Annotated in this window: 15 protein-coding genes, 2 rRNA genes and 2 pseudogenes (1 of these 19 only partly in view); 1 reads left to right on the forward strand and 18 read right to left on the reverse strand. The window is 73.3% G+C overall.

Annotated elements, in window-relative coordinates:
- Positions 1 to 124: 124 nt before the first annotated feature.
- The 14 genes and pseudogenes from ald to ACSMXO_RS29320 form a co-directional block, all read right to left on the reverse strand.
- On the reverse strand, positions 125 to 1,240 hold the full coding sequence (gene ald / locus ACSMXO_RS29255; RefSeq protein ID WP_455414667.1) for an alanine dehydrogenase: 1,116 nt from the start codon (positions 1,238 to 1,240) through the stop codon (positions 125 to 127).
- Positions 1,241 to 1,454: 214 nt separating this feature from the next.
- Entirely contained in the window at positions 1,455 to 2,063 is a 609-nt protein-coding gene (locus ACSMXO_RS29260) for an NUDIX domain-containing protein (protein ID WP_455414668.1), read from the reverse strand.
- Positions 2,064 to 2,315: 252 nt separating this feature from the next.
- A pseudogene (locus tag ACSMXO_RS29265) lies at positions 2,316 to 4,052 on the reverse strand (CTP synthase); the annotation flags it as partial.
- A gap of 146 nt (positions 4,053 to 4,198) precedes the next feature.
- Entirely contained in the window at positions 4,199 to 6,622 is a 2,424-nt protein-coding gene (locus tag ACSMXO_RS29270) for a hypothetical protein (RefSeq protein WP_455414669.1), read from the reverse strand.
- Between the two features lie 122 nt (positions 6,623 to 6,744).
- A pseudogene (locus ACSMXO_RS29275) lies at positions 6,745 to 7,887 on the reverse strand (glycosyltransferase family 4 protein); the annotation flags it as partial.
- 44 nt (positions 7,888 to 7,931) lie between these two features.
- Positions 7,932 to 9,671, reverse strand: a complete 1,740-nt coding sequence (gene murJ / locus ACSMXO_RS29280; RefSeq protein WP_455414670.1) for a murein biosynthesis integral membrane protein MurJ — start codon at positions 9,669 to 9,671, stop codon at positions 7,932 to 7,934.
- A gap of 1 nt (position 9,672) precedes the next feature.
- A complete protein-coding gene (locus ACSMXO_RS29285; RefSeq protein ID WP_346263035.1) occupies positions 9,673 to 10,500 on the reverse strand; it encodes a hypothetical protein in 828 nt (275 codons plus the stop codon).
- A gap of 44 nt (positions 10,501 to 10,544) precedes the next feature.
- The gene (locus tag ACSMXO_RS29290; RefSeq protein ID WP_455414671.1) at positions 10,545 to 11,480 is read right to left on the reverse strand and encodes a copper transporter; all 936 of its coding nucleotides are present in this window, start codon (positions 11,478 to 11,480) and stop codon (positions 10,545 to 10,547) included.
- 51 nt (positions 11,481 to 11,531) lie between these two features.
- Positions 11,532 to 12,710 carry a putative cytokinetic ring protein SteA gene (gene steA, locus ACSMXO_RS29295; RefSeq protein WP_346263025.1) on the reverse strand — a complete coding sequence of 393 codons (1,179 nt, stop codon included), beginning with the start codon at positions 12,708 to 12,710 and terminating at the stop codon, positions 11,532 to 11,534.
- A gap of 175 nt (positions 12,711 to 12,885) precedes the next feature.
- The gene (gene recN, locus ACSMXO_RS29300) at positions 12,886 to 14,643 is read right to left on the reverse strand and encodes a DNA repair protein RecN (RefSeq protein ID WP_346263036.1); all 1,758 of its coding nucleotides are present in this window, start codon (positions 14,641 to 14,643) and stop codon (positions 12,886 to 12,888) included.
- A gap of 87 nt (positions 14,644 to 14,730) precedes the next feature.
- Positions 14,731 to 15,615, reverse strand: a complete 885-nt coding sequence (locus ACSMXO_RS29305) for an NAD kinase (protein ID WP_346263026.1) — start codon at positions 15,613 to 15,615, stop codon at positions 14,731 to 14,733.
- Positions 15,612 to 16,448: a TlyA family RNA methyltransferase gene (locus tag ACSMXO_RS29310; protein ID WP_455414672.1), complete on the reverse strand. Its 837-nt coding sequence runs from the start codon at positions 16,446 to 16,448 to the stop codon at positions 15,612 to 15,614. The genes ACSMXO_RS29305 and ACSMXO_RS29310 overlap by 4 nt, the downstream gene beginning before the upstream one ends.
- A 24-nt stretch (positions 16,449 to 16,472) precedes the next feature.
- Positions 16,473 to 16,748, reverse strand: a complete 276-nt coding sequence (locus ACSMXO_RS29315; RefSeq protein WP_346263028.1) for a hypothetical protein — start codon at positions 16,746 to 16,748, stop codon at positions 16,473 to 16,475.
- A gap of 52 nt (positions 16,749 to 16,800) precedes the next feature.
- Complete coding sequence (locus ACSMXO_RS29320) at positions 16,801 to 17,469, reverse strand: phasin family protein (RefSeq protein WP_455414673.1); 669 nt, start codon at positions 17,467 to 17,469, stop codon at positions 16,801 to 16,803.
- Between the two features lie 119 nt (positions 17,470 to 17,588).
- On the opposite strand from ACSMXO_RS29320, the gene ACSMXO_RS29325 reads away from it, so the two are divergent.
- Positions 17,589 to 17,927, forward strand: coding sequence for an alkyl sulfatase C-terminal domain-containing protein (locus tag ACSMXO_RS29325; protein WP_318402883.1), 339 nt, complete (start codon positions 17,589 to 17,591; stop codon positions 17,925 to 17,927).
- Positions 17,928 to 18,068: 141 nt separating this feature from the next.
- Here the strand turns inward: ACSMXO_RS29325 and ACSMXO_RS29330 are convergent, their stop codons facing one another.
- The 4 genes from ACSMXO_RS29330 to ACSMXO_RS29345 form a co-directional block, all read right to left on the reverse strand.
- Complete coding sequence (locus ACSMXO_RS29330; protein ID WP_346263030.1) at positions 18,069 to 19,097, reverse strand: HAD-IIA family hydrolase; 1,029 nt, start codon at positions 19,095 to 19,097, stop codon at positions 18,069 to 18,071.
- The gene (locus ACSMXO_RS29335; RefSeq protein ID WP_455419334.1) at positions 19,094 to 20,170 is read right to left on the reverse strand and encodes a tetratricopeptide repeat protein; all 1,077 of its coding nucleotides are present in this window, start codon (positions 20,168 to 20,170) and stop codon (positions 19,094 to 19,096) included. Before ACSMXO_RS29335 ends, ACSMXO_RS29330 begins: the two co-directional genes overlap by 4 nt.
- Positions 20,171 to 21,893: 1,723 nt before the next feature.
- Positions 21,894 to 22,010, reverse strand: a 5S ribosomal RNA gene (rrf, locus tag ACSMXO_RS29340).
- Positions 22,011 to 22,104: 94 nt separating this feature from the next.
- A 23S ribosomal RNA gene (locus ACSMXO_RS29345) occupies positions 22,105 to 23,293 on the reverse strand (it continues 1,925 nt past the right edge of the window).

The following is a 23,293-nucleotide window of genomic DNA, read 5'->3' on the forward strand; positions in this document are numbered from 1 at the left end:
CCCACCCCCGGCGCCGCAGCGCCACCGGGCCACAACGCCGCAGCGCCACCGGGCCACAACGCCGCAGCGCCACCGGGCCACAACGCCGCAGCGCCACCGGGCCACAACGCCGGTCCCGGGCGGCTCATCCGAGGACGTCCGCCAGCGGCAGGGTGGCCATTCCGTGCGCGTCGGCGACCGGGCCGTAGGTGACCTGGCCGGCGTGGGTGTTCAGCCCGAGCGCGAGCGCCGGGTCGCGGCGCAGCGCCTCCCGCCAGCCGTGGTTGGCCAGTTCGAGGGCGTACGGCAGGGTGACGTTGGTCAGCGCGTACGTGCTGGTGTGCGGCACCGCACCGGGCATGTTCGCCACGCAGTAGAACAGCGAGTTGTGCACCGGGTAGACCGGGTCGTCGTGGGTGGTCGGCCGGGAGTCCTCGAAGCAGCCGCCCTGGTCGATCGAGATGTCCACCAGCACGCTGCCCGACTTCATCCGGGAGACCAGTTCGTTGCTGATCAGCGTCGGCGCCTTGGCACCCGGCACCAGCACCGCGCCGATCACCAGGTCGGCGTCGAGCACGGCCCGCTCGATCTCGTAGGTGTTCGACGCCACCGTCTGCAGGTGGCCCCGGTAGATGGCGTCGGCCTGGCGGAGCTGGCCGACCGCCCGGTCCAGCAGCAGCACCTCGGCCTGCAGGCCGAGCGCGATCGCGGCGGCGTTCCGGCCGGAGACCCCGGCCCCGATCACCACGGTCTTGGCGGCGTACACCCCGGAGACGCCGCCCATCAGCACGCCGCGCCCGCCGCCGGAGCGCATCAGGTGGTACGCACCCACCTGCGGGGCGAGCCGGCCGGCGACCTCGGACATCGGGGCGAGCAGCGGCAGCGACCGGTCGGGCAGCTCGACGGTCTCGTACGCGATCCCGACCACCTTCCGGTCGAGCAGCGCGTCGGTGCACGCCTTCGAGGCGGCCAGGTGCAGGTAGGTGAAGAGCACCTGCCCCTCGCGCATCCGGTGGTACTCCTCGGCGACCGGCTCCTTGACCTTCAGCACCAGTTCGGCGACGCCCCACACCTCGTCGGCGTCGCCCAGGATCGTGGCCCCGGCGGCGGCGAACTCGGCGTCGGTGATGGACGACCCGGCTCCGGCGCCGGTCTCCACGTACACCTGGTGGCCGGCACGGATGAACTCGTGCACCCCGGCCGGGGTGATGGCCACCCGGTACTCGCGGTTCTTGACCTCGCGCGGAATTCCGACCTTCACGATTCCGACACCTCTCTCCGGGGGCTACCGGCCCCGGCCGCGCGACGCGCGGTGGCTCCGTTGCCACCGCGTCCACCGTCCCGCCCGCGGAAGTCTAGGACCGGGGCGGCGCTCCGGCAGCCAGCATTGTGACAGCGGGTAACCGGCAACCTTGACGGTATGTCAGCCACGCTGATCCGGCGAACCGGCCGGGCCATTTGGGCGGTGGCGGTGGTCAGGGCAGCGGCGAGTCGGCGGGGCGGAGTCCGGCCCAGCCCTGATCCCGGGAGCGGGCCGCCGCCAGCACCCCGGCGACACAGGCCACGTTGGTGATCTCACCCGCCAGGACCATCGAGACCGCCTCGTCCAGGTCGACCCGGATCACCTCCAGCCCGGCCTCCTCGTCGCGCCGCTCGTGCCGCTGCTCGGGCGGCACCTCGGAGAGTTCCCGGGCCAGGAAGATCCGGATCAGCTCGTCCGAGTACCCCGGCGAGGAGTGCACGTCCACCAGCAGATCGAGCCGGCCGGCGACGAGATCCGCCTCCTCGGCCAGCTCCCGCAGCGCACCCGCCGGCAGCGCCTCACCCGCGACGTCGGTCAGCCCGGCGGGCAGTTCCCAGATCACCCGGCGCAGCGGGTGGCGGTACTGCCGGATCAGCACCGCCCGCCCCCGCTCGTCCAGGGCGAGCACCCCGACCGCCCCGACGTGCCGTACGTAGTCCCGGGGCACCACCCGGCCGCCCGGCATCGCCACCTGGTCGGTGACCACCGAGAAGACCTTGCCCCGGAACTGTTCCCGTCGCTCGCGCACCTCGTAGCCGTGCCCGTCGGCCCGACCGTTCACGCCCGCACCGCCGCCCCTCGACCCTGCACGCCAGCACCGCACTCCGACGCGTTCACGCCGGCACCACCACACCTCGACGGATGCACGCCGGCACCGCCACGCCTCGACGGGTGCACGCCGGCACCGCCGTGCCGGCCGGAGCACCGGTCACGACGACGAACCCGCCTTCGCCGACCGGACCTGCCCGTTGTGTCCGGCGGACCCCTCCGGCTCGGCGAGGTCCGCCAGCTCGGACCGCTCCGCGGCCAGCGTGGCAGCGCCGGCCCCCGCACCGGAAACCCCGGTGCCGGTCGACGCGGCACCGGCCCCCGGTGCCAGCTCCACCGGGAGCTGGTCCGCCGACGAGTACGCGACGACCGCACCGACGAACCCGGCGAACAGCGGGTGCGGCCGGGTCGGCCGGCTCTTCAACTCCGGATGCGCCTGGGTCGCCACGAAGAACGGGTGCAGCGACCGGTCCAGTTCGACGAACTCGACCAGCCGGCCGTCCGGGGAGGTACCGGAGATGTGCAGGCCCGCCTTGGTCAGCGCGTCCCGGTAGGCGTTGTTCACCTCGTACCGGTGCCGGTGCCGCTCGCTGACCTCGGTGTCCCCGTACGCCTGCGCGACCAGCGAGCCCTCGGTCAGCCGCGCCGGGTACGCGCCCAGCCGCATGGTGCCGCCCAGGTCACCCCGGCCGGCGACGATGTCCTCCTGGTCGGCCATGGTGGCGATCACCGGGTGCCGGGCCTTCTCGTCGAACTCCAGCGAGTTGGCGCCGTCCAGCCCGGCCAGGTGCCGGGCCACCTCGATGGTCATGCACTGGAGGCCGAGGCAGAGGCCGAGGATCGGGATGGCGTTCTCCCGGGCGTACCGGGCGGCGCCGATCTTGCCCTCGATGCCGCGTACCCCGAACCCGCCGGGGATGACGATGCCGTCGACACCGGCCAGCGCGGCCGCCGCGCCGGAGGCGGTCACACACTCGTCACTCGGCACCCAGTGCAACTCCACCCGGGCCCGGTGGCCGAACCCGGCGGCCCGGATCGCCTCGCTCACCGACAGGTACGCGTCGGGCAGGTCGACGTACTTGCCGACCAGCGCGACTCGGACGGTGTGGTGCGGGTGGTGCACCCGCTCCAGCAGGTCGTCCCAGCTCTGCCAGTCGACGTCCCGGAACGACAGCCCGAGCCGGCGCACCACGTACGCGTCCAGGCCCTCCCGGTGCAGCACCTTCGGGATGTCGTAGATGCTCGGCGCGTCCGGGGCGGCGATCACCGCCTCCCGGTCGACGTCGCAGTAGAGCGACAGCTTGTGCTTGAGCTTGTCCGGGATCTCCCGGTCCGAGCGGCAGACGATGGCGTCCGGCTGGATACCGATGTTGCGCAGTTGGGCGACCGAGTGCTGGGTCGGCTTGGTCTTCAGCTCCCCCGACGGCGCCAGGTACGGCACCAGCGACACGTGCAGGTAGAAGCAGTTGTCCCGGCCCAGGTCGTGCCGGACCTGCCGGATCGCCTCCAGGAACGGCAGCGACTCGATGTCGCCGACCGTGCCGCCGACCTCGGTGATCACCACGTCCGGGGTACGGCCGTCCTCGTCGGGATCGGCCATGGCCAGGATCCGGGCCTTGATCTCGTTGGTGATGTGCGGGATCACCTGCACGGTGTCCCCGAGGTACTCGCCCCGGCGCTCCTTCGCGATCACCTCGGAGTAGATCTGCCCGGTGGTGACGTTCGCCTTGCCGGAAAGCGCGCGGTCGAGGAACCGCTCGTAGTGCCCGACGTCGAGGTCGGTCTCGGCGCCGTCGTCGGTGACGAAGACCTCACCGTGCTGGAACGGGTTCATGGTGCCGGGGTCGACGTTCAGGTAGGGGTCGAGCTTCTGCATCACGACCCGAAGGCCCCGTGCCGTGAGGAGGTTTCCGAGGCTGGAGGCGGTCAGGCCCTTACCGAGTGAGGAGGCAACCCCACCGGTGACGAAAATGTGCCTGGTCGTCCGTACTGAAGGGGCCAAGGCCTGCTCCCGTGGTCGTCTGTCGCGGTCGTGCGAACCGGTGTCGGATCAACGAAGTGATCCACGCGATCCACGGGATTCCACGGTAACACCAACCTCGCCCGGTCCGCCGGGGGCACCCGGTTCCGCCGCAGGCCCGGCGCCGGTCAGCCGGCCGGTACCTCGGCCGACGGCTGTGCCGGCCCGGATTCCGCGGCACTGGCCGGCCGCTCGGCGGCGCTGCTCCCGCTCGCGGTAACACCGCCCGAGGCCGACACGGTGGTACCCGCCGACGCCTTCGAGGTGGCACCGCCCGAGGCCGACGCGGTGGCATCGCTCGGCCGGGAGTCGGGCCCCGACTCTCCGGCCGGGTCGGCCCCGCTGCACGCCATGACGGACACCTGGGGGGCGCCGACCTCGCGGTCGGGTGCCGGATCCGTGCCGGCGGTCGGCGGGGTCGAGCCGGGCCTGTCGTCCGGGCAGGGGCCGGTGGCCGGCATGGTCCGGTCGGTGGCGTGGTCCAGCACCCGCAACGCGGCCAGGGCGGCCATCGGCACGGCCAGCGCCGCCGCCGCACCCGCGACGTTGAGGGCGGACCCGCCGAGTAGGCCGGCGATCACCGCCGCAACCGGAATACCGGCCATTCCGCCCCGCATCGCCGGATAGATCCCGAACAGCCGCTTGAGCCCGCCCCACGGACGGAGCAGGGCGAACCACACCAGCACCGCGCCGACCAGCGCGAGGACGGTGAGCGGGCTTCCGGCCAGCGCGGCCAGGTTCGCCGCGCCGGAGCGGTGCACGGTCAGCCCGCTGGTGCCGTCGCCGACGGCGGTGAGGAAGCGGCCGAGGCTGCCCCGCTGGTCGAGCGGCTGCCGCAGGTCCATCACGACGAACCCGATGGTCACGGCCAGACCGGCGATGGCGGCCCAGGCGAGTCGGCCCAGGGTGAGCCAGCCGCCGGTACTGATCGCGGCGGCGATGCTCACCCCGGCGGTCAGCGCGACCGCGCCCACCGCGTCGGCGCCGAGGTAGGGGCTGCCCACCACGATCACCCCGAGCACGCCGACCAGCACCACCACGGCCGGCCGCCAGCTACGGCGTACCCGCTGGGCCAGCCAGGCCGCCGAGAGCAGGCTGCCGGCGATGAAGACCCCGAGCCCGACGACGCCGACGCCGGCGTACCGGCCGCCCTCCAGGGCCGAGTATCCGGTCACCCCGTTGAGTTGCAGGCGCGCCCCGGTGACCACGTCCGCACCGACGACCAGCGCGGCCAGCGCCGCCACGCTGCCCAGCGGCCAGAGGGTGCGCTGGTACGCCCGGGCGAGCCGCACCGCCGCGGTGGCCAGGCCGAGCACCACCGCGGTGACCAGCCCGAAGTAGACGCCGGCGTGCTCGCCCCGCCACCACGGAACGGCGTCCGCGACGAGCGCGGCCGGGATCGCCAGGGCGGCGCCGATGAGCAGTACCTCGACCGTCGCGACCACCTGCCGGGGCGCCGGGGCGGGTCCGGACGGCCCGGCGTCGCGCCGCGCCCGGCGCAGCAGTGGCAGTACGGCGACCGCGAGCAGGCACTGAAGCCCGGCCAGCAGCAGGAAGAACCACTCGGCCACCTGCTGCTGGGCCCGGGCCTCCCGGTCCGCGTCGGCGGGCGCCGCGATCGCCGTGCGCAGGTCGGCCGGGCGGCCGTCGACCACCACCGCCGGCTGGCCGATGAAGAGTCGCTCGGGTGCGGGGCGGCCCAGCGCCGCCAGCGCCGTGGGCGCCAGGTCGACCAGTTGCAGGTAGCCGTCCCGGCCGGTACTGCGCGAGGTCAGCCAGCCGCGTCCCCAGCCCGGGCCGTCCGCCACCGCGACGTGCAGCCGGGACGACCGGTCGGTGTCGGCGACGCCGGCCACCATCACCAGGGACCGTTCGGGCCGGGCCGCCAGCACCCGGGCCAGGATGGCGTCGGCGCGGCGGGCGGCGGCGGCCCGGACGGCGGGGTCGTCGCCGCTGACGGTGCCGAGATCGACGATGCTGAGTACGCAGCGGGAGAGCAGCTCCGTCGGATCGGGCGGCAGTTCCGCCGCGTACCGGTCGACCCGGCCGAACGGCCGGGCCGCGGCGACCGCGGCGCCCGGCCCGACCGCGACGGTGCAGCGGACCGATTCGGCCAGCGCCCCGGGCATGGTGCCCCAGCGCAGCTTGTCCTGGTTGTAGGTGACCGTCGCCCGCTGGTCGGGAAGGTTGGCGCTGATCCCGTCCGGCCGCTCGACGGTGAGATCCAACTCCGGGCACTGCTCGGCGACGACCGTACCGTCCCAGGCGGCGAAGTTGCCGGCGCCGAGGGTCTGCCAGCCGTCGACGGGGCAGGTCGGTTGCCGGGCCGACCGCACCGACAGCGAGCCGATGGCACCGTGCTCGGCCATCCGCCACAGCGTGGGGGTGTGCTGCGGATCGACGTCATCCCAGCGCAGCCCTGGTACCCCGGCCAGCAGCACGTAGTCGACGGTCTGTTCCGGCGTCCGGGTGGCTGGCCGGACGACGAGCGCGGCGACCCCGAGAGCCACCACCGCCGCGGTCAACAGCACGGGCACCAACCGGCGCAGCATCAGCCGCGCCCCGCCGACGACCCGGTCCCCCGCCCGGCGGAGGGCGGCCGGCCGCCCCCAGTCCGGTCGGGCCCCTCCGGTGCCGCGCCGTGCCCGGCCGGCCCCGGATCTGCGGAATCCGCCGCCGGGCTCTCCGGCCCGGCGGGGGTGGACCGGTTCGCGCCGAGTTCGGCGTAGAGCGCGGCGACGGCGGCGACGGTCTCCGCCTCGGTCGGCCACTGGGCGGCCCGTACGGTGGTCAGTTCGCCCAGTGCGGCTCGGCGGCCGGGATCGCCGAGCAGTGCCCGGACCGCCTCGTCCACCGCGTCCACGTCACCGGGCGGGATCAGTACGGCCGCCTCGCCGACCAGTTCGGGCACGCCGCCGACGGCGGTCGCCACCAGCGGTACGCCGGCCCGCAACGCCTCCTGGGCGAAGAGCTGCCGCGCCTCCCAGTCGCTGGTCACCACGGCCAGATCGGCTCCGGCCAGCAGGTCGGCCACGTCGGTCCGGTGCCCGAGCAGCGTCACCGGGGCCCGGGCGGTCGAGATCCGCGCGGCCAGTTGCAGATAGCTCGGGCCGCTGCCGGCGATCACCACCACCGGCGGCGGATCCAGGTCGCGCCACCGGGCGGCGGCGTCGACCAGCACGTCGTACCGCTTCTGCGGGTGCAGCCGGCCGACCGAGAGGATCAGCGGCTGCTCCGGGGCGACGCCGAACTCGGCCCGCACCGCCGAGCGGCTGCGGCGGGGCGCCGGCAGGGTGGGGGCGGCGACCGGGGCGAGCCGGGCGTCCCGGGCGCCGAGCGCGGCGGCCCGCTCGACCAGGTCGGCGGAGGCGCCGAGGCTGACCCGGGCCCGCCGGGCGACGATCCGCTCGGCCAGCCGGGAGAGCCGCCCGCGCAGCCCGCTGGCGAGTACGGCGTTGTGCCAGGTCACCACGACCGGAGCGGACGGGCGGGCGAGCACCGCCACCAGGCCGGCCCGCAGGCCGTGCGCGTGCACCACGTCGACCGTTCCGGCCAGCGCCCGGCGCAGCGCCGTGACCGCCCGCGCGTCGGCCGGGGTGGGGCTGGCCGGGATCTCCACCGGTACGAACCGGGCACCGGCGGCGGTGAAGTCGAACTGCTCCTGGGTCGCGGCCGGACCGCAGACGGTGACCGCCATTCCGGCCCCGACCAGGCCCCGGGCGAGCGAGGCGACGTGTTGACCCACGCCGCCGGTGCTGGAGGCGAGCACCAGGGCCACCGCGCCGGCCCGCCCGACGGTGGCCGTCGGTCCCGGCATGTCCGGTTCGGCGCGGTCCCCCGGTCGAGCCGGCCCAAGCTCGCTCACCGCGACACCCGCTCCTTCCCGTCGTCCTCGCCCGGGTCGGCCGCGTCCGGCCGGTCCCCGCGATCCGTCTCCGTCCCGTCCCGCCGCCGCGATGCCGCCGGCCCGCCCCGGTGGGTCAGGGCCAGCACACCGCGCAGCCGTCCGCGCAGGGTCGCCAGCAGCGGCCGAACGTCGTGCCGGTCCAGCGGATAGGCGACCGCGACGAAAGCGGCGCCCACGGCGACTCCGGACAGCATGCCCTGCACGAGTGCGTCGACTCGCGCCGGGGTACCACCCCCGAAGCCGGGCAACCGGTGCGCACACAGCGCGCCGACCACCGCCGCGACCGCTCCGGCGAGCAGTCCGACCAGCGCTGACCTGGTAAATCCGGTCAACGCGGCCGGACCGGCGCTGCGCCGGACCGCGACCACCAGCAGCACCCCCAACACCAGCATGCCGACCGAGTTCGCCACCGCGACCGCGAACACCCGATAGTCAACCGGGAAGGCGGCGGAGAGCCCCACGGCGGCGAACGGCACGACGAGCCAGCCGGCCAGGGTGGCGGTGGCCGCCGGCCGGGCGGCACCGCGCGCGTACAGGGCCCGGGTGAGCACCGCGAAGAGCCCGTAGCCGAGCAGGCCCGGTGCGAACCCGGCGACGGCGGCCACCTGGGCCGGCCCGCTGCCCGGCCAGAAGAACCGGGCCACCGGTTCGGCGGTGCCGATCAGCGCCGCCGTGCCGAGGCAGCTGAACAGCAGCACCCGGCGGGCGGTCGGGGCCAGCGTGGCGCGGTATCCCGGCTCGTCCCCGGCGGCGTGCGCGGCAGCCAGGTTCGGGTACGCCGCGACCGCGAGTGGGACGGCGAGCACCGCCCAGGGCAGCAGGTACACCGTCTGGGCAAGGTTGAACACCACCTCCGCACCGGTCGGCCCGCCGCTGAGCTGACGCAGGCTGACCAGCAGGGCGACCTGCTGGCCGATCACCGTCACCGCCCCGGCCAGGGCGAGCCCGCCGATCCTGGCCCGGGCGTCGGCGGAGAACGCGTACCCGAACCGGGGTCGCAGGTGCAGCCGGCGCACCGGGACGATCAGCGACAGCGAGAGCACCACGACGCCGAGGGTGGTGCCGGCGGAGAGGATCAGCTCGCCGTCCCGCCCGACTCCGGCGATGGTGGGCCGCACTCCCTCGACCGCGGCGAACGCCAGGTAGACCCCGATCACCGTCACGCTGGACAGCAGCGGCGCGATCACCGGCCAGGCGAACCGCCGGTACGACTGGAGCACCCCGGTCAGCACGATGCCGATCCCGTACAGCGGCAGTTGCGGGGCGAAGACCCGGAGCATCCGCGCGCCGGCCTCGATCTCGGCGGTGCTGCGGTGGTCCGAGATCAGCCCGACGATCGGTTCGGCGAGCAGCGCCACCGCGACCGCCAGCGGCACCAGCAGGCTCACCGTCCAGGTGAGCAGCGCCCCGGTGGTCGCCGACACCGCCGCCCGGTCACCGGCGGCGACCGCACCGGCCAGCAGCGGTACGACGAGACTCGCCAGTGCCCCACCGGCGACGATCTCGAAGACGATGTTCGGGACGCTGTTCGCCACCACGTACATGCCGCCGAGGTCGCTGGAGTCGCCCATCATCCAGGTGAAGACCCCGGTACGCCCGAACCCGGCCAGTCGACTGGCCACGGTGAGTACGGCGATCAGCGCGGCGGCGCCGGCCACCCGCCCGGCGCCGACCAGGGGTGCCGGCCTGCCCACCTCAGGAGTGTCGCCGGCCCAGGGCGTCCAGTTCGCGCAGCCCCGGGGTGTTCTGGATCACCTGGGTGAAGCTGACCTTCTCGCTGGCGGCGGTGAGCGCGGTGATCACGGCGAGTGTCCCGGCCCGCCCCACCGGCCCGGTACGGGCGGCCAGCGCGACGCCGAGCAGCGCGCCGAGGGCGTTCGCCCCGCTGTCGCCGAGCATCACCTGTTCGTCGAGATCGGCCGGGAGCAGCGCGGCGGCAGCGCCGACCGGCCCGGCGGCGAGCCCACCGGTCGGGCCGGGCAGCAGCGGCGTGCCGAGCAGCACACCGGACTTGAGGGCCCGTCCCGGCCGCAGGTCGAGCAGGTTGACCAGGTTCGCGGTGCCGGCGATGACGCCCGCGCCGAGCAGCAGGTCGACCATGTTGGCGGCGCGTCCGGCGCGGCGGCGGCCCGGGTGGGACCGGACGGTCGGGTCGGCGGCGAGCAGGGCGGCGGCGGCCAGGCCGGCCGCGCCGACCCCGGCGATCTTGACGACCCCGCTGGTCACCCGCCCCTCGCGGAGCGCGGCGAGGTGTCCGGCGAAGCCCTTGGCGGTCTTCTGCTCGGGCCGGGCGCCGACCACGTCGTCGTAGAGCCCGACGGCTCCGCAGGAGAGGCCGGCGACCAGGGCGGCGGCGCCGGCCGGGCGGCTCGGGGCGCCCGCGGCGGCACCCGCGGCCGCTCCGGCGGCGAGCGCCGGGCCGGCGGCGAGGGTGACGGTGCGGCCCCGGAAGTTGGTACGGCGCAGCCCGGCGGCCCACGGGCCGGCGAGCACCCCACGCAGGGCGGCACCGGCGATGAGCATGCCGACGCCGAGCGCGCGGGCCCGGGCGCCCCTGGACCGGGCGGTCACTCGGGCATTTCCGGCAGCAGCGACTCGGCACCCGCGCCGACGCCGTACGCGCCGGCCTGCTTCTGGATGATCTGCCGGACCAGCGCCAGCGCGGTGACGAGCTGCCCCTGCACGGTGTTGGTGTTGTCGACGGTGGAGATCGTCTTGGACAGCGCGGGATCCCGGCGTACCTCGGCGACCAGGTTGCCGCCGCTGCTGCCGTTGCCGGCGACCACGATCGCCCCGGCCTTGTCGAGCTGCTCGGCGAGCTGCACCACCGACCGGTCCTTGCGGGTCGCGTCCCGGTCGACGTACGGCGGACCGCTGACCACCACGACCGCCTCGGCGGAACCGGTGATCTTGTCGGGCACGTTGAGGTAGCCCTCTTCGCTGTAGTCGTCCAGCACCGAGCGCCGGTCGGCGTCGGTCACCGGCGAGCCGCCCTCCGGACGGTCCAGCAGGGCGCTGGCCAGCAGGGCGCTGGACTTCTCCACCCCCTCGCTGCTGGGCAGTCCGACGTCCGGGACGGTGGGTCTGGCCGCCTTCGCCGCGACGCCGAGCAGCAGTACGCTGCTGTCCGGGTCGAGGAACTTCTCCTGTACGTCGATCCGCCCGGTGACCGAGGCGCCGCCCAGCCGGAGCATCTCGACAACCCCGTCGACCTGGTCCTGCCCGCTCGGCAGCACGATGACCAGGACGCGCCGGCCGGCGAGGGTGCCCTTGAGCATGTGCGGCGCCGCCTCCCGGACGAAGTCCTCCTCGCGCTGGACCTCGGTCTCCAGGTTGTTCACCGACTCGCGGAGCTGCTCGTTGTGCTTGCCCAGCGCGTTGACCCGATCCTTGAGCGAGTCGGCGACCGGACCGTTCAGCGCCGCGGTACCCACCACCAGACCGATCGCCAGGGCGAGAAACACCGCGGTCAGCGAGACCACGTGGTACCGGAAATTGATCACGACAAGAGCCTCTTGATCATCATTCGGGGCCGGGAGGACACCAGCACGGGGCTAGAAGAGCTGTCCAAGCTGGAATACGACATTGTCCCACCACTCGGAGGCGACCCCGAGGTAAGCCTTTCCGACGGTGGAGACGGCGACCGCGGACGCCATCGCGGCCAGCGCCGAGAGCACCAGCAGCAACAGCGACGACCCGGAGATGCTCTGCCGGTAGAGCCGGCTCACCCCCTTGGCGTCGACCAGCTTGCCGCCGACCTTGAGCCGGGTCAGGAAGGTGGAGGCCATGCCGCCCCGGCCCTTGTCCAGGAACTCGACCAGGGTGGCGTGGGTGCCGACCGCGACGATCAGCGAGGCGCCCTTGCCGTCGGCGAGCAGCATCGCCAGATCCTCGCTGGTGGCCGCGGCCGGGAAGGTCTGTGCCGTCACGCCGAGCCCGTTCACCCGGGCCAGCCCCGGCGCCCGCCCGTCCGGGTAGGCGTGCACGATCACCTCGGCGCCGCACCGCAGCACGTCGTCGGTGACCGAGTCCATGTCGCCGATGATCAGATCGGGGGTGTAGCCCGCCTCCACCAGCGCGTCCGCGCCGCCGTCCACGCCGATCAGCACCGGCTTGAACTCCCGGATGTACGGGCGCAGCACGTCGAGGTCGGCCTTGTAGTCGTAGCCCCGGACCACGATCAGGCAGTGCCGGCCCCGGATCGGCGTCTCGACGTCCGGCACACCGACCCCGTCGAGCAGCAGCTCCCGCTCCTGCTTGAGGTATTCCATGGTGTTGGCGGCGAACGCCTCCAACTGCACCGACAGCCCTTCCCGGGCGTCGGACATCGCCTTGGCCACCGATTCGGCGTCCTGCCGGCTGCCGTGCCCGACCGGCTCGTCGTCGAGCAGCACGGTGTTGCCGTCGATCCGGACGGTGTCGCCCTCCCGGATCTGCTGGAAGATGCTCTCGCCGAGGTCGTCGAGGAGGGGGATGCCCGCCTTGATCAGCACTTCCGGGCCGAGGTTCGGATAGCGGCCGGAGACCGAGGGCTTGGCGTTGAGCACCGCGGCGACGCCGACCGCGACCAGCGAGTCGGCTGCCACCCGGTCCAGGTCGACATGGTCGATCACCGCGATTTCGCCCGGACGCAGCCGGCTGACCAGGCGCTTCGTCCGGCGATCGAGGCGCGCGGTGCCGACGACTTTGCCCGGTTCCGCGCTCCGGGCCCGGCGCAACGTGGGTAAACGCATCCCAACCATCCTGGCATGTGAGGCAGAGCTTTCTGTCGCGACATGCCTGAGCAGGGCCGCCACCCCAAGGGAACCACATTCCTACCCGGCCGGGTGTGGTCGGCGTCACACCGTTCGCTTCGGTACCACGGATCGTGACCGCCAGGGGCACGTTCCGCCGCGCGGTGCCGCAGCCTCAGGAGCGTCGTTCCCGGGCAGCCACGGCCAGAAGTTCCTCGGCATGGGCGATACCCAGATCGGAGTCCGGCAAACCGGCGAGCATCCGGGCCAGCTCCCGGGCCCGGTCGGTGTCCTCCACCACCCGTACCCCACTGGTCGTCACCGCACCGCCGGTGTCCTTGGCCACCACCAGGTGCCGGTCGGCGAACGCGGCCACCTGGGGCAGGTGGGTCACCACCAGCACCTGGTGGCTGCGGGCCAGCCGGGCCAACCGGCGGCCGATCTCCACCGCCGCCTGCCCGCCCACCCCGGCGTCGACCTCGTCGAAGACCAGCGTGGGCGGCCCGCCGGAGCCGGCGAAGACCACCTCGATGGCGAGCATCACCCGGGACAGCTCACCTCCGGAGGCACCGCGTTGCAGCGGCAGCGACGGGGCGCCCGGATGGGCCAGCAGCCGCAGTTCGACCTCGTCCGCCCCGTCCGGACCGACCCCGACCTCGACCCCGTCGACGGTGAGCGTCGGCTCCGCCTTGCCGGCCGGCCGAGGCAGCACCGCCACCTCGATCCGGGCGTGCGGCATCGCCAGCCCGGCCAGCTCGACGGTCACCTGCTCGGCGAACCGGGTGGCCGCCTCGCGGCGGGCCGCCGAGAGCCGGCCCGCCAACTCGGCCACCTCGCCGGCCAGCCGCTGCCGCTCCCGGTCCAACTCGTCGAGGAGTTCGTCGGAGGTGTCCAGCTCGGACAGCCGGGTCCGGGCCCGGTCCGCCCAGGCGATCACCCCGTCGACGTCGTCGGCGTACTTGCGGGTCAGGCCGCGCAGCGCGGCCCGGCGCTCGTAGATGACCTGCAACCGGGCCGGGTCGGCGTCCAGCGCCGCGAGGTAGCCGGACAGCTCGGCCGCGATGTCGCCGACCAGCGTGGCGACCTCCTCCAGCCGCACCGACAGGTCGCCGAGGGTCCGGTCCACCCCGGCCTGCGCCTCCAGCGTCCGGCGGGCGTGCCCGAGCAGGGTGGTCACGTCGGCCATCTCGTCGGTCGGCTCGGCGGCACCCGCCACGCAGTGCTGCGCCGTCTGCGCGGCCGTACGCAGCCCCTCCGCGTGCTCCAGCCGCTGCGCCTCGGCCTTGAGCTCCTCGTCCTCGCCCGGCTGCGGGTCGACCCGGGTGATCTCGTCCAGACCCAGCCGCAGCAGATCGGCCTCTTGGTTGCGCTCCCGCGCGTTGCGCCGCCGGTCGGCCAGGTCGTCGGAGACCCGCCGCCACCGGGTGTACGACTCGCGCAGACTCTCCAGCAGCTTCTCGTGCTCCGGCCCGCCGAACCGGTCCAGCGCGGCCCGCTGCTCGGCCGGCCGGAGCAGCCGGAGCTGGTCCGACTGGCCGTGTACGGCCAACACCTGCTCGCCCACCTCGGCCAGCATCGACACCGGCATGCTGCGGCCGGCCACGTGCGCCCGCGACCGCCCCTCCACGGTGACCGTACGGCTGAGCAGCACCGACCCGTCGTCGTCCGGCTCACCGCCCGCATCCACCACCCGGGCGTGCACCGCCGTCGCGGCGGTGCCGGTCAGCCGCAGCCGCCCCTCCACCACCGCCCGACCCGGATCGGCCCGCACCCGGCCGGCGTCGGCCCGCCCGCCAAAGAGCAGGCCGAGACCGGTCACCACCATTGTCTTTCCGGCGCCGGTCTCGCCCGTGATGACGTTCATGCCGCGAGTCAGCGGCAGTGTGGTGTCCTCGATGACGCCCAGTCCGGTGATGCGCAGCTCTTCCAGCACAGCCACCGACAGTAGTAGCGGGCCCCGACACTTGACCACCCGGCGCGCATTCCGATTGGCGCCCGGCCGCCCAGCCGTCTGTCGCCGTCAGCGGCGGTTGCCCCGCCAGCCCTGCACCGGCAGGCCGAACTTCGCCACCAGCCGGTCGGCGAAGTGCCGGGCGCGCAGCCGGACGACCCGCACCGGCAGCGCACCCCGCTGCACGGTGACCCTGGCTCCGGGCGGCAGGTCGTAGACCCGGCGGCCGTCGCAGCAGAGCACCGCCAGGGTGGTGAACGGGTCCACCGTGATGGTGAAGGTCGCCGTCGGTGCGGTGACGATCGTCCGGCTGAACAGCGCGTGCGCGCTGATCGGCACCAGCAGCAGCGCCTCCACCTCCGGCCAAACCACCGGGCCACCGGCCGAGAAGGCGTACGCGGTGGAGCCGGTCGGGGTCGCGCACACCACACCGTCGCAGCCGTACCGGGACAGTGGCCGGCCGTCGACGTCGACGAGCAGTTCGAGCATCTGGGCCCGCTCGCCCTTCTCCACGCTCGCCTCGTTGAGCGCCCACGACTCGATCACCGGGCCGCCCTCGAACTCGGCCCGGACGTCGAGGGTGAGCCGCTCGTCCACTGTGTAGTTCCGGTCCACGACGTCCCGGACCGCCTGGTCCAGGTCGTCGATCTCGGCCTCGGCGAGGAAGCCGACCTTGCCGAGATTGATTCCGAGCAGCGGCGCCTTCGCCGGCCGGGCCAGGTCGGCGGCGCGCAGGAAGGTGCCGTCGCCGCCGAGCGCGAAGACGATCTCGGCGCCCTCGGCCGCGCCGAGCAGGCTCACCGGGGTCACCCCGGGCAGGTCCAGGTCGTCGGCCTCCTCGGCCACCACCCGGACCTCGAAGCCGGCCTGGATCAGGTCGGCCGCGACCGTACGGGCGTGCTCGGTGCTCCGCCGCCGTCCGGTGTGCGTGACCAGCAGTGCCGTCCGGGTCATCGGGCTCCCTCCCGCGCCACGGCCGGGCCGGTCGGCCCGGTCGTCACCACCGCTCGCACCAGCTCCTCGTCCGGCGGCGGCGCGTCGGCGCGCAGCCAGACGAAGAACTCCACATTGCCGCTCGGCCCCGGCAGCGGGCTGGCCACCACGCCGGCCAGGCCGAGTCCGAGCCCGCCGGCCGCGTCGGTCACCGCGAGCACCGCCTCGGCCCGTAGCTGCGGATCGCGTACCACCCCACCGCTGCCCACCCGTTCCTTTCCGACCTCGAACTGCGGCTTGACCATCAACACCAGGTCGCCGTCCGGGGCGGTGCAGCGGGCCAGCGCCGGCAGCACCAGGCGGAGCGAGATGAACGACAGGTCCGCGACGGTGAGGGTCACGGTGCCGCCGATGGTGTCGGGCGTCAGGGTACGCACATTCGTGCGCTCGAATACCCGGACCCGCTCGTCGGAGCGGATGCTCCAGGCCAACTGGCCGTAGCCGACGTCCACCGCCACCACCTCGGCGGCACCGGCCCGGAGCAGCACGTCGGTGAAACCGCCGGTCGACGCCCCGGCGTCCAGGCAGCGCCGGCCGGCGACGTCCAGCCCCTCGGGGGCGAACGCCGCCAGCGCGCCGGCCAGCTTGTGTCCGCCCCGGGAGACGTACTCGGTGCTCGGGTCCTCGCCGAGCACCCGGACCGGATCCGCCGGGTCCACCATCGCGGCCACCTTGTGTGCCCGTACCCCGCGGACCTGCACCCGCCCGGACTCGACCAGCGCCGCGGCCTGTTCCCGGGACCGGGCCATCCCACGGCGGACGAGTTCGGCGTCGAGCCGGGTACGACGTGCCATCGAAGTTCTCCGAGGGGACTGGGCTCACGCCTGGTCGATGGTGGCGAGGGTTTCCCGCAGGGTCTGGTGCGCCGCCTCGTACTGGGCGATCTGGTCGGCCGGCGGCAGGTTCGCGGCGTTCGCCATCGCCTGCAGCACCGCGTCCACGGCAGGATGGCCGGAGCCGCCGCCGTCCGGGCCGGTCGGCTCACCGGCCGGATCGCTCCATCCGCCGGCCGGTGCCGGGCCGGGAACGGGCCGTGCCGCCGCTGAGGGAGGCGGAGCCGGCCGGAACGGCCCCGGTACGGGTACCTGACTCATGCCGCCCCTCCGCTCCGCCCGGTCGCCAGCCGGGCCCGGTGCGCGACGGAGGTCATGCCGCACCGCTACCCGGTGCCGGCGACCGCTTGGCCACGGCCTTGCCCGGGGTCGACTTCTTCGTGGCCACCGCCTTGCCGGCGGCGGCCTTCTTCGCCACCGCCTTCTTCACCACCGCCTGCTTGGCGACCGTCTCGGGCGCGGCGGCCTTCTGCCCGGCGACCTTCTTGGCGGCGACCTTCTTCGCCACGGCCTTCTTCGCGATGGTCTTCTTGGCGACGGCCTTCTTGGCGACGGTCTTCTTCGCCACCGCCTTCTTGGCCAGCGCGCCGGTCCCGGCCGGCACACCCGGCGCCGGCGGCCGAACGCCGCCCGCCGTCGTCGCGGTCGCCGCCGCACCGGCGGTGCCACCCGGCGCCGCCGCCCGTGCCGCGGACAGTTCCCGCTCCAACCGGGCGACCCGGTCGGTCAGCGCCGTGACCTCGTCCGCCGTGGCCAGCCCGACGGCGGCGAGGGTACGGTCGATCTCGACCCGGATGATCCGGATCAGCGCCTCCCGGTTGGCCATCCCGGTGGAGACCAGTTCCTCGGCCATGGTCTGCAGTTGGGCGGCCGTGGCACCGCTGGAGCCGACCAGTTTCCTGGCGGCGGCCTGGGCGCGCTTCTTCGACGCCTCCGTCAGCCCGAGGGCCAGCTCAAGGTAGGCCCGCCACGCATCCTGCATACCCCGGTCCTTTCGCGGGTGCCGACAGTTCAGGTTGTCACGCTACCGGGCGCCCCGACCCGCCCAGTGCGGTACGGTGCCCGGGGGACGGGCGTGGCGTGATGCGAGGGGGCACGACGATGGCGACCGTGGACGAGTGTCGGCAGGCGTTGCACGATTTGGCGGCCCGGATGGACGCCAACGCCGACAAGGTACGCAAGCAGGTTGATCTCGATCGCACCCTGGCGTGCCGGATCACCGACCTGGGCACGGCGTTCCACGGCCGGCTGACCGGCGGACGCCTGATCGACCTGGCCGACGGTGACGACCCGAAGGCGAAGATCGCGCTGAGCACCACCAGTGACGACCTGATCCGTCTCGTCCGGGGCGAACTGGACGTGCCGAAGGCGCTCGCCTCCCGGCAGATGTCGATCAACGCCAACCCGTTCGACCTGCTCAAACTCCGCAAGATGCTCTGAACCCGTCGGGCGGTCGGCGCCTCGCCCGCGACGCGTCCCGGCTGCCCGTCCCGGGTACCGGCCCTGCACCGAGCCAACCGCCCGGGAACCCGCACCCGCCCGGTACGCACTCCGGCTCGGCAGTGGGTCCGGGCGGTTGCCTCAGCGCAGCAGACCGAGTTCCCCGAGGGCCTTCCGGGCCGCCTCGGATCCCGGCTCGACCTCGTCGACCGGTACTCCCGACCAACTGGCCGCACAGAGCGCGGCCAGCGCCCCCAGGCTCGACCCCTCCCCGCTGAGCACCGTCGGCCCGCCGTCGACCACCTGCCAACCGGCGCCGGCGGGATCGGCGGGATCGGCGGTCAACCGGGCGACCCGGGCCGGGTCGAAGAGCCCGCCCAGGTCGCTCGCCACGAAGTCCGGCCGGGCCGACGGCGCCGCATGCAGCAGGTCGATCGGCGCCGACACCCCGGTGAGTACCAGCAGACTTTCCATCCCGGCCCGGACCGCGCCCTCGATGTCGGTGTCCAGCCGGTCGCCGACCGCGAGCGGGCGGGCCGCGCCGAACCGCCGGGCGGCGGCGGTGAACAGGGCCGGCTCCGGCTTGCCGACCACCACGTCGGGGTCGCGGGCCAGCGCGGTACGCACCGCCGCGACCAGCGAGCCGTTCCCGGGTACCGGACCGCGGGCGGTCGGCAGCGTCCGGTCGGTGTTGGTGACGAACCAGTCGGCACCGGCCCGTACCGCGAGAGCCGCCTCGGCGAGGTCCGCCCAGCCGACCTCCGGCCCGTAGCCCTGCACCACCGCCACTGGCGCGTCCTCCAGCCGGGAGACGGGGCGCAGCCCGACGTCACGTACCTCGGTCCGCAGCGCCTCCGCACCCACCACCAGCACCGGGGAGTCCGGCGGAAACCGGTGGGCCAGCAGTTCCGCCGCGGCGGCCGCGGAGGTGAGCACCTCCTGCGGCCGCACGGCGAGCCCCATCCCGGTGAGCAGCGCGGCAACCTCGTCGGCGCGCCGGGAGGCGTTGTTCGTCGCGTACGCCAGCGGCTTGCCCTCGGCGTGCAGCCGGCCGACCGCCGCGACCGCCGTCTCGATCGGCCGGTCGACGAGATACACCACGCCGTCCAGATCGAAGATCACCAGGTCGTACCCGTCGACCAGCCGGCCTCCCGGCGAGGAGTCGCTCACGATTCGGCGCCACGCACGGGACGGGCCCCCGGGCCGGCGTCGGCCGCAGGAGCCTCCGCCGCAGCAGACTCCGCCGCGACCGGCTCCTCGTCAGGACCGTCCAGGTCACCCGGCGCGGCCTTCGCGTCCTCGTCGACGTCGGCGTTCGCACCCACGTCGGCGTCCGCATCCGCGTCCGGGTTCACGTCGGCGTCGGCGTCGGCCATCGCGTCCCCGTCCGCGTCCGCCGGGGTCGTCTCGGCGGCTACCGTCGGCGCGTCCTCGTCCGCCAACCCCGCCTCGCCGACCGGCTGAGCGCCCTCATCGTCGTCCTCGTACTCGTCGTCGTACTCGTCTTCGTCGTCGTCACGGTCCGCACGGGCGACCTCGTCGTCGTCCTCGTCGTCCTCCAGATCACCGTCCCGGTCGGCGGAGCCGTCGTCCGGGGCTGCGGCGTCGGCGTCCGCCACCCGGTCGGACTCACCGTCGGTCGCGTCGTCGTCCTCGTACTCGTCGCCCTCCAGGACGACACCGTCGAGTTCCAACAGCCGCTCGGCGGCATCGGTCTCACCGAACTCGTCGGCCTCGGCGGCCCGGACGAACCACTCCCGTGCCTCTTCCCGCCGGTTCACCCCGAGCAGCGCGTCGGCGTACGCGTAGCGCAGCCGGGCCGTCCACGGCTCGGTCGGCACGGCGGTCAGCTCACGTACCTGGAGCATCGCCACCGCCGCCTCGCCCTGGCCCATGTCGGCACGGGCTCCGGCCGCCACGATCAACAACTCCACCGCCCCGGCCTGGTCCAGCGACTCGCGGTCGGCGCCCCGGTAGAGGTCGATCGCCCGCTCCGGACGCCCGAGCGCCCGCTCACAGTCGGCAAGCACCGCCAGGTGGGTCTGCCGTCCGCTCATCCGGTGGTACGTGCGCAGCTCGGCGATCGCGGTCTGCCACTCACCCGCCCGGTACGCCGCCAGCCCCACCGCCTCCCGTACGGCCGAGATCCGGGCCGCCAGGCGCCGGGCGGCGAGCGCGTGCTCCAGAGCCAGGTTCGGCTCGTCGTCGATCAGCGCTCCGGTCGCGACGAGGTGCCGCGCCACCGTCTCGGCCACCGGCTTGGCCAGGGAGAGCAGTTCGGCCCGGACCGCACTGTCGAGATCCGTGGCGACGATCTCCTCCGGCAGGGCCGGGGCGGCGGGTTCCCGGGCGGCGTCGCCCGGCCTGCCGGACCGGTCGCCCCGGTCGCGTCGATTCGTACCCTCGGTACGGGGGTAGCCGCCTGCTCCCGCGCCGGGGGTGCCGTTCCGGCCCGACTGGCCGGCCCCCTGTCGGGGCTTCCAGTCCCGCCGGCCCTCGTCGGCACGGCCACGGTCGGCGCGGTCACCGCCCGACCGGACGCCCTCCCGGGCGCCGCTCCGGTCGTCCCGGTCCGGCCTGCGGAAACCGCCACGGTCGCCGTCACGCGCACCGTCCCGGTCCGAACCCCGGAAGCCTTCCCGGCTACGGTCGCCAGATCCACGACGACCCGCGTCGTCGCCGAAGCGCCGTCCGCCGTCCCGCGCTGCGCCACGCTGGTCACCGCCGCCCGACGGTCCGCCACGGTAGCCGCCGCCGCGCCCCGCGTCGCCGCCGGAACCCGCGCCCGAGCGCCCCCGGTAACCGCTGTCGCCCCGGTAGCCGCCGTCCCGTCGGTCATCGCCCCGCCGCGCGTCGTCGCGGTAGCCGCCACCTCGCGAGTCGCGACCACCGCGTCGGTCGTCGCCGAAGCCGGGCCGGGAGCCGCCCCGGAAACCACCGCTCTCGCCCCGGAAGCCGCCGCGCCGGTCATCACCACCGGAACCGCCGCTCCGGCCCTGGTAGCCACCCCCGCGCCGGTCATCACCACCGGAACCGCCGCTCCGGCCCTGGTAACCGCCGCCGCGCCGGTCATCACCGCCGGAACCGCCCCGGTAACCGCCGGTACGTCGGTCGTCGCTGCGCCGGGCGTCGTCGCGGTAACCGCCGCCACGCGAATCACGGTCGTCCCGCCGGCCGTCCCGGAAGTCACCGCCCCGCGGGTAGTCGGTACGGGCGCCGCGGTCGAAGCCGTCCCGTCGTCCGGACTGGTAGCCGCCCTCGCGGTAGCCACCGTCCCGGTTGCCGTCACGCGGGCCCGTGCCGGCCGGACGGTAACCCTGGCGCCCCTCCGAACGGCCCGGGCCGAAATCGTCGTCCCGGCGTCCGCCGCTGCGGTAGCCGCCGCCCTGCCGGTCGTCGCCGCGGGCCGGCCGGTAGCCACCGGACCGCCGCGCGTCGTCTCCGAACCGCCCGCCACCGCTCGTACGGTCGCCCCGGAAGTCGCGATCACCCCGGGAGTCCCGGTCGCCCCGGAAGTCGCGATCACCCCGGGAGTCCCGGTCGCCCCGGAAACCGCCGCCACGTCGGTCGTCACCACCGGACCGGTAGCCACCGCCAGCAGCACGGCCGTCCCGGTAGCCGGCGCCGTCGCGAGGAGCCGGACGGTCACGACGCTCGCCCTCGCGCGGAGCGGGGCGGTCGCGACGGTCGCCCTCACGGCCGTCGGTGCGACGACCCCCACTCGGATAGCCGCCCCGGTCACCAGCGGTGCCGGACGAATCGCGGTCCCCGCGATAGGGCGGACGCCCGTCACGACGCGTGGAAGCGTCCCGGCCGCCTCCTCGGCGGTCCGGACGGTCGTCTCGACGGCGCGGGCGGTCTCCGCCATGCGCTCCTGAACTCACGGGTACATCCTTCCTCATGGCGGGATCGCCGAAACACGCAGCGCAGGGCCACCCCGACCGGGGTGGCCCTGCGAACTAAGATGTCCGGCGGCGTCTTACTCTCCCACACCCTCCCGAGTGCAGTACCATCAGCGCTGGAAGGCTTAGCTTCCGGGTTCGGAATGTAACCGGGCGTTTCCCCTCCGCCATAACCGCCGTAACCCTATCAACAACACAAACAACAACCCCACCCACACGAGGGGCACACCGTTGTTCGTTTGCTGTGAATCACACAGTGGACGCGTAGCAACTTTGTAGTCAAGTCCTCGGCCTATTAGTACCGGTCAACTGAACCAGTTACCTGGCTTACATCTCCGGCCTATCAACCCAGTCGTCTCACTGGGAGCCTTACCCCCATCACTGGGGTGGGATACCTCATCTCGAAGCAGGCTTCCCGCTTAGATGCTTTCAGCGGTTATCCCTCCCGAACGTAGCCAACCAGCCGTGCCCCTGGCGGGACAACTGGCACACCAGAGGTTCGTCCGTCCCGGTCCTCTCGTACTAGGGACAGCCCTTCTCAAGTATCCTACGCGCACGGCGGATAGGGACCGAACTGTCTCACGACGTTCTAAACCCAGCTCGCGTACCGCTTTAATGGGCGAACAGCCCAACCCTTGGGACCTGCTACAGCCCCAGGATGCGACGAGCCGACATCGAGGTGCCAAACCATCCCGTCGATATGGACTCTTGGGGAAGATCAGCCTGTTATCCCCGGGGTACCTTTTATCCGTTGAGCGACACCGCTTCCACACGCAAGTGCCGGATCACTAGTCCCGACTTTCGTCCCTGCTCGACCCGTCAGTCTCACAGTCAAGCTCCCTTATACACTTACACTCAACACCTGATTGCCAACCAGGCTGAGGGAACCTTTGGGCGCCTCCGTTACATTTTAGGAGGCAACCGCCCCAGTTAAACTACCCACCAGACACTGTCCCTGAACCCGATAAGGGCCCGAAGTTAGATACCCAAACCAACCAGAGTGGTATTTCAAGATTGCCTCCACCCATACTGGCGTATGGACTTCACCGGCTCCCACCTATCCTACACAAGCTAATTCAGATACCAATGTCAAGCTATAGTAAAGGTCCCGGGGTCTTTCCGTCCTGCCGCGCGTAACGAGCATCTTTACTCGTACTGCAATTTCGCCGGGCCTGTGGTTGAGACAGTGGGGAAGTCGTTACGCCATTCGTGCAGGTCGGAACTTACCCGACAAGGAATTTCGCTACCTTAGGATGGTTATAGTTACCACCGCCGTTTACTGGCGCTTAAGTTCTCAGCTTCGCCCCCGAAAGAGCTAACCGGTCCCCTTAACGTTCCAGCACCGGGCAGGCGTCAGTCCATATACATCGAATTACTTCTTCGCATGGACCTGTGTTTTTAGTAAACAGTCGCTTCCCCCTGCTCTCTGCGGCCATACAACGCTCCACCCGCAAAGGGGCTTCA

The sequence above is a fragment of the Plantactinospora sp. DSM 117369 genome (assembly GCF_053764795.1).